Origin of the sequence: Variovorax sp. efr-133-TYG-130, from assembly GCF_030208835.1 — a bacterium.
GTDB lineage: Bacteria > Pseudomonadota > Gammaproteobacteria > Burkholderiales > Burkholderiaceae_C > Variovorax.
The window spans coordinates 122036-134408 of the sequence record NZ_JARVTD010000003.1 but is presented as its reverse complement, the minus strand read 5'-3'; the positions used below and the strand labels follow the sequence as shown (position 1 = coordinate 134408).

The 12373-nt window shown below is 66.6% G+C and carries 16 protein-coding genes; 10 read left to right on the top strand and 6 right to left on the bottom strand.

What is annotated here, in order from left to right:
• Positions 1–47: 47 nt before the first annotated feature.
• The 3 genes from QRN67_RS02735 (at position 48) to QRN67_RS02725 (ending at position 2492) form a co-directional block, all read left to right on the top strand.
• Positions 48–878 (top strand): alpha/beta fold hydrolase, encoded by an 831-nt coding sequence (locus QRN67_RS02735; RefSeq protein ID WP_234382602.1) that lies wholly within the window; start codon positions 48–50, stop codon positions 876–878.
• Positions 879–905: 27 nt separating this feature from the next.
• Positions 906–1907, top strand: coding sequence for an NADP-dependent oxidoreductase (locus QRN67_RS02730; RefSeq protein ID WP_285410299.1), 1002 nt, complete (start codon positions 906–908; stop codon positions 1905–1907).
• 282 nt (positions 1908–2189) lie between these two features.
• Positions 2190–2492 carry an SDR family oxidoreductase gene (locus QRN67_RS02725; RefSeq protein WP_285410297.1) on the top strand — a complete coding sequence of 101 codons (303 nt, stop codon included), beginning with the start codon at positions 2190–2192 and terminating at the stop codon, positions 2490–2492.
• Positions 2493–2531: 39 nt separating this feature from the next.
• Here the strand turns inward: QRN67_RS02725 and guaA are convergent, their stop codons facing one another.
• The 4 genes from guaA to guaB form a co-directional block, all read right to left on the bottom strand.
• The gene (guaA, locus tag QRN67_RS02720) at positions 2532–4151 is read right to left on the bottom strand and encodes a glutamine-hydrolyzing GMP synthase (RefSeq protein WP_081270567.1); all 1620 of its coding nucleotides are present in this window, start codon (positions 4149–4151) and stop codon (positions 2532–2534) included.
• Positions 4152–4161: 10 nt separating this feature from the next.
• Entirely contained in the window at positions 4162–4596 is a 435-nt protein-coding gene (locus tag QRN67_RS02715) for a type II toxin-antitoxin system VapC family toxin (RefSeq protein ID WP_172839940.1), read from the bottom strand.
• Positions 4593–4841, bottom strand: coding sequence for a type II toxin-antitoxin system Phd/YefM family antitoxin (locus QRN67_RS02710; RefSeq protein ID WP_081270565.1), 249 nt, complete (start codon positions 4839–4841; stop codon positions 4593–4595). Before QRN67_RS02710 ends, QRN67_RS02715 begins: the two co-directional genes overlap by 4 nt.
• A gap of 77 nt (positions 4842–4918) precedes the next feature.
• Complete coding sequence (gene guaB, locus QRN67_RS02705; RefSeq protein ID WP_081270564.1) at positions 4919–6388, bottom strand: IMP dehydrogenase; 1470 nt, start codon at positions 6386–6388, stop codon at positions 4919–4921.
• Between the two features lie 128 nt (positions 6389–6516).
• Between guaB and QRN67_RS02700 the strand changes: the two genes are divergently transcribed.
• Positions 6517–7050, top strand: a complete 534-nt coding sequence (locus tag QRN67_RS02700; protein WP_106934602.1) for a DUF4124 domain-containing protein — start codon at positions 6517–6519, stop codon at positions 7048–7050.
• Between the two features lie 19 nt (positions 7051–7069).
• On the opposite strand, the gene QRN67_RS02695 is transcribed toward QRN67_RS02700, so the two are convergent.
• Together QRN67_RS02695 and QRN67_RS02690 are read right to left on the bottom strand one after the other, a co-directional pair.
• Positions 7070–7405 (bottom strand): RnfH family protein, encoded by a 336-nt coding sequence (locus QRN67_RS02695; RefSeq protein WP_285410292.1) that lies wholly within the window; start codon positions 7403–7405, stop codon positions 7070–7072.
• Positions 7405–7851: a type II toxin-antitoxin system RatA family toxin gene (locus QRN67_RS02690; RefSeq protein WP_081270561.1), complete on the bottom strand. Its 447-nt coding sequence runs from the start codon at positions 7849–7851 to the stop codon at positions 7405–7407. Before QRN67_RS02690 ends, QRN67_RS02695 begins: the two co-directional genes overlap by 1 nt.
• Positions 7852–7914: 63 nt before the next feature.
• Between QRN67_RS02690 and smpB the strand changes: the two genes are divergently transcribed.
• The 6 genes from smpB to QRN67_RS02660 all read left to right on the top strand — a co-directional run bounded on the left by smpB (position 7915) and on the right by QRN67_RS02660 (position 12297).
• The gene (gene smpB, locus QRN67_RS02685) at positions 7915–8391 is read left to right on the top strand and encodes an SsrA-binding protein SmpB (protein WP_081270560.1); all 477 of its coding nucleotides are present in this window, start codon (positions 7915–7917) and stop codon (positions 8389–8391) included.
• Positions 8392–8491: 100 nt separating this feature from the next.
• The gene (locus QRN67_RS02680; protein WP_081270559.1) at positions 8492–8872 is read left to right on the top strand and encodes a COG4315 family predicted lipoprotein; all 381 of its coding nucleotides are present in this window, start codon (positions 8492–8494) and stop codon (positions 8870–8872) included.
• 13 nt (positions 8873–8885) lie between these two features.
• A complete protein-coding gene (locus tag QRN67_RS02675) occupies positions 8886–9401 on the top strand; it encodes an RNA polymerase sigma factor (RefSeq protein ID WP_285410290.1) in 516 nt (171 codons plus the stop codon).
• A gap of 13 nt (positions 9402–9414) precedes the next feature.
• Positions 9415–10245: an anti-sigma factor family protein gene (locus QRN67_RS02670; RefSeq protein WP_285410289.1), complete on the top strand. Its 831-nt coding sequence runs from the start codon at positions 9415–9417 to the stop codon at positions 10243–10245.
• Positions 10246–10332: 87 nt separating this feature from the next.
• Positions 10333–10719 carry a COG4315 family predicted lipoprotein gene (locus QRN67_RS02665; protein ID WP_081270556.1) on the top strand — a complete coding sequence of 129 codons (387 nt, stop codon included), beginning with the start codon at positions 10333–10335 and terminating at the stop codon, positions 10717–10719.
• Positions 10720–10821: 102 nt separating this feature from the next.
• The gene (locus tag QRN67_RS02660; protein WP_285410288.1) at positions 10822–12297 is read left to right on the top strand and encodes a hypothetical protein; all 1476 of its coding nucleotides are present in this window, start codon (positions 10822–10824) and stop codon (positions 12295–12297) included.
• Positions 12298–12373: the final 76 nt, after the last annotated feature.

The window sequence follows — 12373 nt, the reverse complement described above, 5'->3', positions numbered from 1 at the left end:
CCAACGCGATGACGATGCCCCCTACCGACAAGCACCCAGGATCGCACATGCCCTACATCGACACCCCCAACCAATCGATCGACGTCGACGGGACTGCATTCGCGTACCGTGACTTGGGGCCGCGCAGCGGCGTGCCGCTGGTTCTGCTCAATCACTGGGGCGCGGTCCTCGACAATTTCGACCCGCGTATCGTCGATGGACTTGCCCGCAGACATCGCATCATCGCCATCGACTACCGGGGGATCGGCGCTTCAGGCGGAACAGCACCCGTGACCATCGATGCGATGGCCCGGGACGCGATCTCGCTGATCCACGCACTGGGTTTCGAGAAGGTCGACCTGCTCGGCTTCTCCCTCGGAGGATTCGTGGCGCAGGACATCGCGCTGAAAGCCCCTGGGTTGGTGCGCCGGCTCATCCTGACCGGCACGGGGCCGGCGGGCGGCAAAGGCATCGAACGGGTCGGAGCGGTTTCTTGGCCGCTGATCGTCAAAGGCCTGTTGACGCTGCGCGATCCAAAGACCTATCTGTTCTTCACCTCCACGGCCAATGGCCGTCGAGCCGCGAAAGCCTTCCTGGCGCGACTGAAGGAGCGCAAGGCGGATCGGGACAAGGAGCCGACGCCACGAGCTTTCCTGCGGCAGCTGAAGGCCATCAAGGCCTGGGGCCGGCAGGCGCCGCAGGATCTGGGCGGCATCCGCATCCCTGTGCTGATCGCCAATGGCGACAACGACATCATGGTGCCCACCGTGAACAGCCATGACATCGCGCGTCGCATTCCCGGCTCGCAACTGGTCATCTACAAGGACGCCGGGCATGGCGGGATCTTCCAGTACCACGGCGAGTTCGTGCCCAGGGCGCTGGCCTTCCTCAATGACTGAACAATAAAAAACCCTGAAAAAGCCCCCATGAAAGCTTTCATCATCGACCGGTACGGAAAGAAAGAAGTCGGCCGCATTGCCGACATGCCCGACCCAGAGGTCCGGGACGATGACGTCCTGATCCGGATCCACGCGGCGAGCATCAATCCCTTGGACTCGAAGACCAAGAGCGGTGAATTCAAGTTGATTCTTCCCTACCGCCTCCCCCTGATCCTGGGCAACGACATGGCCGGAACGGTCGTGCGGGTCGGCGCTCGCGTTCGCAACTTCAAGCCCGGCGATGAGATCTATGCACGCCCCGACGACGATCGCATCGGCACCTTCGCCGAGTTCATTGCCGTCAAGGCGTCATCGCTGGCACTGAAGCCCGCGAATCTCAGCATGGTCGAGGCCGCATCCGTTCCTCTGGCGGCCCTGACGGCCTGGCAGGTGCTGGTCGAAACCGCCAAGCTGAAAAGGGGGCAGAAGGTTCTGATCCATGCCGGCTCCGGCGGCGTCGGCACCATCGCCATCCAGCTGGCCAAGCATCTCGGGGCGTTCGTGGCCACGACCACCAGTACGGCCAACATCGCCTGGGTGAAGGACTTGGGAGCGGACGTCGTCATCGACTACAAACAGCAGGACTTCGCCGCGGTGCTTCGCGACTACGACGTGGTGCTGAACAGCCTCGGAAACAGCGAGCTGAACAAGTCCCTCCAGGTTCTCAAGCCGGGCGGGCACCTCATCTCCATCTCCGGGCCGCCGACCCCGGCGTTCGCCGCCGCGCGAGGACTGGCCTGGCCGCTCCGACTGGCGCTGCGCCTGCTGAGTTTCAGCATCAGGAACAAGGCAAAGAAGAACGGGGGCCAATACACCTTCGTCTTCATGCGGGCCGATGGGGCGCAGTTGCGCGAGATCACGGCCCTCATCGAGTCAGGCGCCATCCGCCCGGTCGTCGACAAGGTATTCCCATTTCAGGACACCCACAAAGCTTTGGCCTATGTCGACAGTGGGCGCGCCAAGGGCAAGGTCGTGGTGCAAATGCTGTAGCTGACGCGCATGCGGCAGGACACGGAGAACGACAGGAGTACCCACACAACCTTCAACATCGGCAAGCGCGCTGGTAACCGGCGCATCCAACGGCATTGGCGCGGCCATCGCGCGTGAGCTCGCGGCGCTCGGCTCGGCAAGCCCGATGCCGCGGGCGCGCTGTGGGACGCCGGGCTCGCCGGCGGCCCGATCGAGATCCTGATCGACAACGCCGGGTTCGGCTATTTCCGCCGGTTCGACGAGGTCGACTGGGCGCGCGACGCGGAACTCATCCAACTCAACATGACCTCGCTGGTCGCGCCGGTGACCTGCATCTGCCCTGGCGGCACCGAAACCGCGTTCCACGCTGCGTCCGGCGGGGGCGACTGCTCGTGGATCGCGAACGCGTCGACGAAAAGCGCGGAGTTCGTGGCGCACGCCGTGATCCGCGCGATGCTGCGCGGCGAGCGCACGGTGGTGCCCGGGCTGTTCAACAAGCTGTCGTGCTTCGGCGTGCGTTTCTTGACGCGGCGATTCGCGTCGCGTGTGGCGACTCAAGTGCTCGGCAAGCCGCGGTTGGCACTGCCGGCGCGACAAGGGACTTGAGACCGCGGGCAACCATTGCAGACAACTGCAGGGGCGCCCTCACTCCCACTCGATCGTCGCCGGCGGCTTGCTCGAAACGTCGTAAGTCACCCGGTTGATCCCGCGCACTTCATTGATGATGCGCCCCGACACCTTCTTGAGCAGCGCATACGGCAGCTCCGCCCAGTCCGCCGTCATGAAGTCGCTGGTCTGCACCGCACGCAGCGCGACCACGTAGTCGTAGGTGCGGCCGTCGCCCATCACGCCCACGCTCTTCACCGGCAGGAACACGGTGAAGGCCTGGCTCGTGAGGTCGTACCAGGTCTTGCCGGTTTCGGCGTCGGTGAAGTTGCGCAGTTCCTCGATGAAGATCGCGTCGGCGCGGCGCAGCAGGTCGGCGTATTCCTTCTTCACTTCGCCGAGGATGCGCACGCCCAGGCCGGGGCCGGGGAACGGATGGCGATACACCATCTCCGGCGGCAGGCCGAGCGCCACGCCCAGCTCGCGCACTTCGTCCTTGAACAGGTCGCGCAGCGGCTCCAGCAGCTTCAGGCCGAGTTGCTCGGGCAGGCCGCCCACGTTGTGGTGGCTCTTGATGGTGACGGCCTTCTTGCTCTTGGCGCCGCCCGACTCGATGACGTCGGGGTAGATGGTGCCTTGCGCCAGGAAGGTCGCGCCCTTGTGGCCCCCGTCGCCAGCCTTCAGTTTCGCGGCTTCCTGCTTGAACACGGTGACGAATTCGCCGCCGATGATCTTGCGCTTGGCTTCGGGGTCGCTCACGCCGGCGAGCTTGCCGAGGAACAGCTCGCTGGCGTCCACGCGGATCACCTTCGCGTGCAGCTTGCCTTCGAACATTTCCATGACCATGTCGCCTTCGTTCAGGCGCAGCAGGCCGTGGTCGACGAACACGCAGGTCAGCTGGTCGCCGATGGCGCGGTGGATGAGCGCGGCGGCCACGCTCGAATCGACACCGCCAGACAGGCCGAGGATGACTTCTTCGTCGCCCACCTGCTCGCGGATTTTCTGCACGGCTTCCGCGATGTGGTCGCGCATGACCCAGTCTGGCTTGGCGTCGCAGATGCCGAGCACGAAGCGCTCGATGATCGCCTTGCCCTGCACGGTGTGCGTCACTTCGGGGTGGAACTGCAGCGCATAGTAGCGGCGCGCCTCGTCGGCCATGCCGGCGATGGGGCAGCTGTCGGTGCTGGCCATGAGCTTGAAGCCCGGCGGCAGTTCGGTGACCTTGTCGCCGTGGCTCATCCACACGTTGAGCATGCCGTGGCCTTCGGGCGTGGTGAAGTCGGCGATGTCCTTCAGCAGCGCGGTGTGGCCGTGGGCGCGCACGGCTGCGAAGCCGAATTCGCGCTTGTGGCCGCCCTCGACCTTGCCGCCGAGCTGGTGCGCCATGGTCTGCATGCCGTAGCAGATCCCGAGCACCGGCACGCCGAGGTCGAACACGGCTTGCGGCGCCTTGTCGGTGGTTTCCTCGTACACGCTGGCGTGGCTGCCCGAAAGGATCACGCCCTTGAGGTGGCCGTCGGCGGCGTATTCGCGCACCCATTCGTCGGTGACGTCGCAGGGATGCACTTCGCTCAGCACGTGGGCTTCGCGCACGCGGCGTGCGATCAGCTGGGTGACTTGCGAGCCGAAATCGAGGATGAGGATCTTGTCGTGTTGCATGGCGAAGGACTCAGAGCGTTGAAATGTCGAACAGCCGGACGCCCGCTTGCGGCGCGGCCTGGATGAGGCGCTCGTCGAAGGTGGCGAGCGGAAGATTGAGCGATTTTGCGAGCCAGAGATAGCCCGCGTCGTACTGGGACACGCCCGCGTCGATGGCCACGGCGAGCACGGCCTTGTGCTGCGCCGGCGCCAGCTCGTGCAGCTCGACGCGGTGGCGGATGGCGTCGAGCACGCTCCACAGCCCTTCGACCGCGGACGACGGAATGCGGCCGCTTCGCACGCCGTTGGCCAGGATGTTGGCGCACTCCCATTGCCACACGTTGGGCGCCTGCGGCTCGACCTCGTCGCGGCGGATGGCGGCGTAGAGCTTGCGGGTGTGTTCGGTGGCGTGGTCGGGCAGCAGCCAGGCTGCGGTGACCGAGGCGTCCATGACGAAGGCTGTCATGGCTGGCGCCCTTCGGCGCGCAAGGCGCTCGGCGAGGCGCCGGGCTGGATGGTGGCGTGCAGCGCGTCGATCTGGCCGAGCTCGCGCTGGATCTGCTCGTCGGTGATGACCGGCTTGCGGCGCACCGGCAACATGCGCACGACTTCCTTGCCGTGGCGGGTGATGCGAACCTCCTCGCCCTTTTCGACCGAGTCGATCAGGGCCGAGAAGTTGTTCTTGGCTTCGGCGATACCGATGGATTGCATTTGGGCCAGAAAATTTTAATCTGGCCCAAATTCTAAATCCAATCTGGCCTGACTTTCAAGGTCTGGCCAGATTGGGCTTATTCAGCGCGGTAGTTCGGCGCTTCCTTGGTGATCTGCACGTCGTGGACGTGGCTCTCACGAATGCCGGCCGTGGTGATCTCGACGAACTCGGCCTTGTTCTGCATGTCCTCGATGGTCGCGCAGCCGCAGTAGCCCATGCTGGCGCGCACGCCGCCGGCCATCTGGTAGACGATGGAAACGATCGAGCCCTTGTAGGGCACGCGGCCTTCGATGCCTTCGGGCACCAGCTTGTCGGTGTTGGGGTTGCCGGTGGTCGATTCCTGGAAGTACCGGTCGGCACTGCCCTGCTGCATCGCGCCGATGGAGCCCATGCCGCGGTAGCTCTTGTAGCTGCGGCCCTGGTACAGCACGATTTCGCCCGGTGCCTCTTCGGTGCCGGCGAACATGCTGCCCATCATCACGGTGCTGGCGCCGGCCGCGATAGCCTTGGCGATGTCGCCCGAATAACGCACGCCGCCGTCGGAAATCAGCGGAATGCCAGTGCCCTGCAGCGCGGTGGCCACGCTGTCGACCGCCATGATCTGCGGCACGCCCACGCCGGCCACGATGCGGGTGGTGCAGATGGAGCCGGGGCCGATGCCGACCTTGACCGCGTCGGCGCCGACGTCGGCCAGCGCGCGCGCGGCGTCGCCGGTGGCGATGTTGCCGCCGATGACGTCGACCTGCGGGTAGTTCTTCTTGACCCAGCGCACGCGCTCGATCACGCCGGCGCTGTGGCCGTGGGCGGTGTCGACCACGATGGCGTCGACGCCGGCCTTCACCAGCGCCTCGACGCGCTCCTCGGTGCCGTCGCCCACGCCGACCGCAGCGCCCACGCGCAGGCGGCCGTTGGCGTCGCGCGCGGCGTTGGGGAAGCTGGTCTGCTTGGTGATGTCCTTGACGGTGATCAGGCCCTTGAGCTCCCAGTCGCCGTTGATGACCAGCAGGCGCTCGAGCTTGTACTTGTTGAGCAATGCCTTGGCTTCGGCCAGCGTGGTGCCGTCGGGCACGGTGATGAGCTTCTCGCGCCGCGTCATGATTTCGCTGACGGGCACGTCGTAGCGGTTCTCGAAGCGCAGGTCGCGTCCCGTGACGATGCCGACCACCTTGCCGGCGTCGACCACCGGGAAGCCCGAGATGCCGAGCTGCTCGGACAGCGCCATCACCTGGCGCACCGAGTGCGTCGGGGTGATCACGACCGGGTCGCGCAGCACGCCCGATTCGTATCGCTTCACGCGGGCCACTTCCGCGGCCTGCTGCTGCGCCGTGAGGTTCTTGTGCACGATCCCCATGCCGCCCTCCTGCGCGATGGCGATCGCAAGGCGGGCTTCCGTCACGGTGTCCATGGCCGCCGAGACGAGCGGCAGGTTCAGCGTGATGTTGCGGGAGAGTTTGGTGGCGAGGGAGGTGTCCTTGGGCAGGACCTGGGAGAACGCTGGCACCAACAACACGTCGTCGAAGGTGAGCGCTTTGCCGAGAAGGCGCATGGGTGAAGCTCCAAAAGACGGATTGTAACGAGGGCCCCGAGGGGTTTGCTGGCGCAGGCCATTAACGAACGTTGCAAAACCACCCAATGAGGATGTTGCAAAAAGTAAGGCAAGGCTAAACTTCGGGGATGAAATTCGTGCACTGGCTGCTATTGGGATGTGTCGTTGCGATGCCGCTGTCTGCGAGCGCGCAGTGGCAATGGATCGACAAGAACGGCAAGAAGGTCTTCAGCGACCAGGCCCCGCCGCCGGACGTGCCAGAGAAGAACATCCTGCGCCGCGTCGGCCCGGCGCCGGGGGCCCGCTCCACGGCGAACCCGAACGTAGACGCCGCGCCGGCCGAAGGCGCGGCCGACGCCGCTGCAGCCGCTCCCGCAAAGGCCGCGGCCGCCCCCAAGCCGACCGGCGTCGACAAGGAGCTCGAGGAAAAGACCAGGAAGGCCGAGGCCGACGCAAAGACCAAGCAGGCCGCGGAAGCCGCCAAGGTGGCCCAGGCCAAGGCCGAGAACTGCACCCGCGCCCGTCAGGCCAAGGCCACGGTCGACAGCGGCATGCGCATTGCGCGGGTCAACGCGCAGGGCGAGCGAGAAATCATGGATGACACCGCACGCGCTGCCGAGCAGAAGCGCGTGCAATCGGTGATCGACGCCGACTGCAAGTAAGGCGCCGGCACTGCCGGCTTCAGTAGCCGGCCTTGCCGCCCTTGCGGCGGTTCGCAAAAAGGCCTGTGCCCTTCGCGCCCTGGCGCTGGAAACGCTCCCGCCGCGCCACCTTGGGGTCGACCGCCAGGGGCCGGCACAGCTCGATGCGGTCGCCTTCCTTCAGGGGCTGCTCCCACTCGACCACCCTGCCCCAGATGCCCGGCGTCATTGCGTGGCGCCAGTCCAGTTCGGGAAAGCGCGCGGAAAGGCCGCTCGCCTTCACCGCTTCGGCCAGCGTGGCACCAGGCGCGAGCTGCAGCACCTGCTCGAACACCTCGCGCGCAGCGGGTGAACAGCTCAGCGTGACCTCGATCATCAGGGGCTGCCGTAGACCTGCTCGGCGCGCTTGACGAAGGCCTCCACCAGGCTCGATGCGATGGTGTCGAACACCGGCCCCACCAGCGCCTGCAGGGCGAAGTTGCTGAAGCCGTAGCTCAGGTGCAGCTCGACACGGCAGGCGCGCTCGCCCTCTTCGCCCACGGGCACGAATTTCCACTTGCCGTCGAGGTTGGAGAAAGGCCCGTCGACCAGCTTGAGCTGGACTTCGCGCCCCGGCACATGCGTGTTGCGGGTGGTGAAACTCTGGTGCAGTCCGGCAAAGGCAAGGCCGACTTCGGCGGTCATGCCGGCCTCGTCCTGCTCGATGACTCGCGATTTGTCGCACCAGGGAAGAAATTGCGGATACTTGGCCACATCGGTGACGAGCGCATACATCTCTTCGGCGCTGTACCAGATGAGGACGGACTTGTTGACTGTTTTCATAGAATCGGCACAGCGTGCGCGATGGATTGTATTGAAGCCATGCAGCCCCAACATTCCCGAGTCATGGCCACAAAGAAACAAGATACCTCTTCCCGAATCGCCGACAACAAGAAGGCCGCGTACAACTATTTCTTCGAAGAGCGCTTCGAGGCCGGCATGGTCCTCGAAGGCTGGGAAGTCAAATCGCTGCGCGAAGGCAAGGTGCAGCTCACCGACGGCTACGTCGTGATCCGCAACGGCGAGCTGTTCGTCGTCGGCTGCCAGATCAACCCGCTCAAGAGCGCGTCGACCCACGTCAACCCCGATTCGGTCCGCACCAAGAAGCTGCTGCTGAAGAAGGACGAGATCCGCCGCCTGATCGGCAAGGTCGAGCAAAAGGGCTACACGCTGGTGCCGCTCAACCTGCACTGGAAGGCCGGCAAGGTGAAATGCGAAATCGCGCTGGCCAAGGGCAAGGCCGAGCACGACAAGCGCGACACCATCAAGGACCGCGAAGGCAAGCGCGAAGTGGAGCGCGCCATGAAGAGCCGCAACCGCTGAAACTTTTTTTGCACGCAATGGAATAAAAGACGGGCTGCGGGCGTTTGTGCGGTTGTCATCGGATCGCCGGTGGCAAGCCAACCACCCCAGGAGCTCTTTCATGTCGCCCTTTCGTGCCTCTTCCGCCGGCCTTGCCGCCATCCTGCTGAGCGGCGTGCTCGCCCTGCCGGCCCTCGCCCAGCCCAAGCCCGCCGACGGCGCGCTGGTCGGCCCCAACGGCATGACGCTGTACACCTTCGACAAGGACACGGCCGGCGCCGGCAAGTCGGTGTGCAACGGCGCCTGCGCCACCAACTGGCCGCCGTTCATGGCCGCCGACAGCGACAAGCCCGCGGGCGACTTCACCATCGTGACGCGCGACGACGGCAAGAAGCAATGGGCCGCCAAGGGCTGGCCGCTGTACTACTGGGCCAAGGACACCAAGCCGGGCGACAAGACCGGCGACGGCGTCAACGGCAGCTGGAAGACCGCCAAGCCCTGACGCACTGATCCCCATGGACGCCCGCCTGCTGGTCGAGCACATCCCGAGCCTGCGCCGCTACGCCCGGGCGCTGACCGGCAATGCGTGGGCGGCCGACGACCTGGTGCAGGACACACTGGAGCGTGCCTGCGGCAAGTGGCGGCTGTGGGTGGTAGGCAGCGACCTGCGCGCGTGGCTCTTCACCGTCATGCACAACATCTTCGCGAGCCAGGTGCGGCGCGCGCCGCCGCCGCACGCCGTGGTGCCCCTCGACGACCTGCCGCACGAACTGCACGGCGGCGTCGACCACGGACGCGGCAATGACACCAGCCTCGACCTGCAGCGCTGCCTGATGCAGCTGCCCGAGGAACAGCGTGCGGTGCTGCTGCTCGTGACGCTGGAAGACCTGTCGTATGCCGAAGTGGCCAAGGTGCTGGGCATCCCCGCCGGCACCGTGATGTCCCGCCTGTCGCGCGCCCGCGTGCGGCTCCAGGAGTTGATGGACGGCACCTCGGCGCCGGTCCGCCCCGGCCTGCGCCGCCTCAAATGAAACCCGCCGCATCATGAACCGCCCCGTACCGCCCCCCACCGACGACGAGCTGCACGCCTGGGTCGACGGCCAGCTGGCCCCGGACCGTCATGGCGCGGTCGAAGACGCCATCGCCCGCGACCCCGCAGTGGCCGCCAGGATCGCGTCCTGGCACACGCAGCGCGACGCCCTGCGCCGGCTGCACGGCGAGCTGCTCGACACGCCCGTCCCGGAAGCGCTGATGAGCGCGCTCAACCGCAACCAGCCCCGCCACGCCCAACGCGGCGCATGGATGCGCCTGGGCGGCATCGCGGCCGGCGTGCTGCTCGCCTTTGCCGCCGGCTGGCTGGGCAATGCGCAATGGTCCGCGCAGCGCGGCGGTGCGCAACTGCAGCAGCAACTGGCTCGCGCACCGGCGCTGAAAGAGTTCGTGCATGACGCATCGATCGCGCATGCCGTCTACACGCCAGAGAAAAGACACCCGGTCGAAGTGACCGCCGCCGAGCAGCAGCACCTGGTGCAATGGCTGTCGAAACGCCTCGACCGGCCGCTGAAGGTGCCCGACTTCTCGGCCCAGGGCTACACCCTGGTCGGCGGCCGCCTGCTGCCCGGGGAGACCGGCGCGCGCGCCCAGTTCATGTTCGAAGACGCTGCCGGCGAGCGCGTGACGCTCTACATCGGCACCCTCGACGCGAATGCCGCCGGTGCCATCGCTGCCCGCGAGACAGCCTTCCGCTTCGCCTCCGAAGGCCCCGTACCCAGCTTCTACTGGGTCGACCAGGGCTTCGGCTACGCCATTGCCGGCAAGCTGCCGCATGACCTTTTGCTCAAACTCGCGACGCTGGCCTACCGCGATCTGTCTTGATCAGCGCATAAACTGCCGGCTCGCGCAACCACCCCGGCCAGTCACCCGGCCTTGTTTTCGCGATTCATCAACTGAAGGAGAAACTGCATGAAATTGCTCAGCGCCTCGATCCTCGCAGCGGCACTGCTTGCCGGCTGCGGCAGCATGTCCCCGGCCGCCCCCGACACGCCCACCCGCACCGCCGACGGCATCCTGGTCGGCCCGAACGGCATGACGCTGTACACCTTCGCCAAGGACACGGCCGGCGCCGGCACCTCCGCCTGCAACGCCCAATGCGCCACCAACTGGCCCGCGCTCGGCGTGGCCGAAACCGCAAAGCCCATGGGCGGCTACACCATCATCATTCGCGAAGACGGCAAGCGCCAATGGGCCTACAAGGGCTGGCCGCTGTACTACTGGGCGAAGGACGCCAAGCCCGGCGACAAGACCGGCGACGGCGCCCTCAACGGCGCATGGAAAGTCGCCCGTCCCTGATTCCATCGGGACCTGACGCAAGACAACGCCGGCACCCGCCGGCTTTTTTTTGTGCGCTTCGGCCGACGCGAAGGCACCGGGCACCCGCGGCAGAATCCCCGCATGATTCCTGACGCCAATCCCGACGCGTTCCACGCCCTGCTGAGCCGGGGCCTCATCACCGACTCGCAGCACGACGCAGTGCTCGCCCACCCCGAGACCTCTACCCTTCCCCCGCTTCCGAGCCCGGCCCACGCGCTCGCGTGGATGCGCGTGAAAGGCCTCGTCACCGAAGAAGAACAGGACGCGGCACTCGACCGGATCGAGGCCGCAACGCCACCGGACCCGAACGCAGAAGACGCGGCCGACACCGCCTTCGACGCGGACGACCTCATGGAATGCGCCGAGCGCGGAATCACGCACGAGGCAGTGCAGGCGCTCTACCGCGACGGCCTGATCGACGCGCAAACGCGCGACATCGCACTGCAGGAAACGCCGGTCGCGGGCACCGTTCCCGCCGCGCCGGGCGCCACGCTCGCCTGGCTGGTGACGGACGGCCCGCTCGAGCGGGAGCACTTCGACGCCACCCGCGCGCAGGTTGCCGCCGAGCCTGCTTTTGCAATGGCGGCCGAACGCGCCCGCATCGTCGCCGAGGCCCAGGCATTGATCGAAGCCGAAGACCGGACCATCGCGGAATGGAAATCGCGCTCGCAGCGCCAAGGCCGCATCGGCGCCTGGAAGTTCATCCTCACGGTGCTCGTGATCGGCGGCGGCCTGGGCTGGTATCTGTTCGCACCCGACAGCGTGCCCGCCTGCGACGCCAGTTCCACGCGCAAGACGCTGAACAACATGCTGTTCCGCGTGACCCTGGACGTGCGCATGCGCACCTTCGACGCCGAGAAGCGCGCCGACATCCGCACGCCCTTGCTCGGCGGCATCCGCGAAGTCGGCTACCGCAAGGACCAGCGCGTGCGCGGTTGCATCGCGACCCTGACCCGGGGCGACGACAAGGACACGATGGCCTTCACCATTGGCGCGACATCGCCCAAGAGCGACGACATGGTGGTGCGCGGCGCGGATTCGGACATCGTCGAGGCACGTTTCGGCCACCTGGACGCCAGCGGCAAGCCGCTTTTCAACGCCGAACCCATCGGCCGCGATGCGATGGAAAAGGCTTTCCGCGAAGGCGCCGAGTCGCTGTCCGCGCGTTCACAGTCTCGCGCGCTGGCACGCATGCGTGCACAGGAGCGCGCCGCCTCGGGGCTGTCGGACCTCGACCCGGACCGCACGCGCGAAATCGCCGACATCGAGCCCACGGGGCCGTGCCGGGCGCTCGACGGCGACGCGGGCCGGCAGGCCTGCCCGCTGGTCGTCGAATACAACGACAGCCTGCTGGGCGCCCTCGCCGGCAGCGGCGGCGCGTCGCTGCCGCTGACCGGCGAATTCACCTTCGTGCAGGACAACGGCGCCTGGCGCGTGGGCGACGATTTCACGCAGGCGTTCATGCGCAAGGTGGTCGAGGCCCGCATGCGCAAGATCGGCGCCACCGATGTCGCCATGCCCGCGTTCCCGGCCCCGCCCATGAAGCCATCGCCCTGAGAAGCAAGGCCCCGGACGGCAAAAATCACCAGCGGTGGCAGCTTCACGAAAGAAGCCGCACCGGATGGTGACTTTG

Bases quoted from the DNA above. Each gene is read 5' to 3' on its own strand.
- guaA (WP_081270567.1), bottom strand. From the start codon at position 4,151: ATGCAACACGACAAGATCCTCATCCTCGATTTCGGCTCGCAAGTCACC.
- QRN67_RS02670 (WP_285410289.1), top strand. From the start codon at position 9,415: ATGAACCGCCCCGTACCGCCCCCCACCGACGACGAGCTGCACGCCTGG.
- QRN67_RS02665 (WP_081270556.1), top strand. From the start codon at position 10,333: ATGAAATTGCTCAGCGCCTCGATCCTCGCAGCGGCACTGCTTGCCGGC.
- QRN67_RS02715 (WP_172839940.1), bottom strand. From the start codon at position 4,596: ATGACAGCCTTCGTCATGGACGCCTCGGTCACCGCAGCCTGGCTGCTG.
- QRN67_RS02675 (WP_285410290.1), top strand. From the start codon at position 8,886: ATGGACGCCCGCCTGCTGGTCGAGCACATCCCGAGCCTGCGCCGCTAC.
- QRN67_RS02710 (WP_081270565.1), bottom strand. From the start codon at position 4,841: ATGCAATCCATCGGTATCGCCGAAGCCAAGAACAACTTCTCGGCCCTG.
- QRN67_RS02680 (WP_081270559.1), top strand. From the start codon at position 8,492: ATGTCGCCCTTTCGTGCCTCTTCCGCCGGCCTTGCCGCCATCCTGCTG.
- QRN67_RS02695 (WP_285410292.1), bottom strand. From the start codon at position 7,405: ATGATCGAGGTCACGCTGAGCTGTTCACCCGCTGCGCGCGAGGTGTTC.
- smpB (WP_081270560.1), top strand. From the start codon at position 7,915: ATGGCCACAAAGAAACAAGATACCTCTTCCCGAATCGCCGACAACAAG.
- guaB (WP_081270564.1), bottom strand. From the start codon at position 6,388: ATGCGCCTTCTCGGCAAAGCGCTCACCTTCGACGACGTGTTGTTGGTG.
- QRN67_RS02730 (WP_285410299.1), top strand. From the start codon at position 906: ATGAAAGCTTTCATCATCGACCGGTACGGAAAGAAAGAAGTCGGCCGC.
- QRN67_RS02700 (WP_106934602.1), top strand. From the start codon at position 6,517: ATGAAATTCGTGCACTGGCTGCTATTGGGATGTGTCGTTGCGATGCCG.
- QRN67_RS02690 (WP_081270561.1), bottom strand. From the start codon at position 7,851: ATGAAAACAGTCAACAAGTCCGTCCTCATCTGGTACAGCGCCGAAGAG.
- QRN67_RS02725 (WP_285410297.1), top strand. From the start codon at position 2,190: ATGACCTCGCTGGTCGCGCCGGTGACCTGCATCTGCCCTGGCGGCACC.
- QRN67_RS02735 (WP_234382602.1), top strand. From the start codon at position 48: ATGCCCTACATCGACACCCCCAACCAATCGATCGACGTCGACGGGACT.
- QRN67_RS02660 (WP_285410288.1), top strand. From the start codon at position 10,822: ATGATTCCTGACGCCAATCCCGACGCGTTCCACGCCCTGCTGAGCCGG.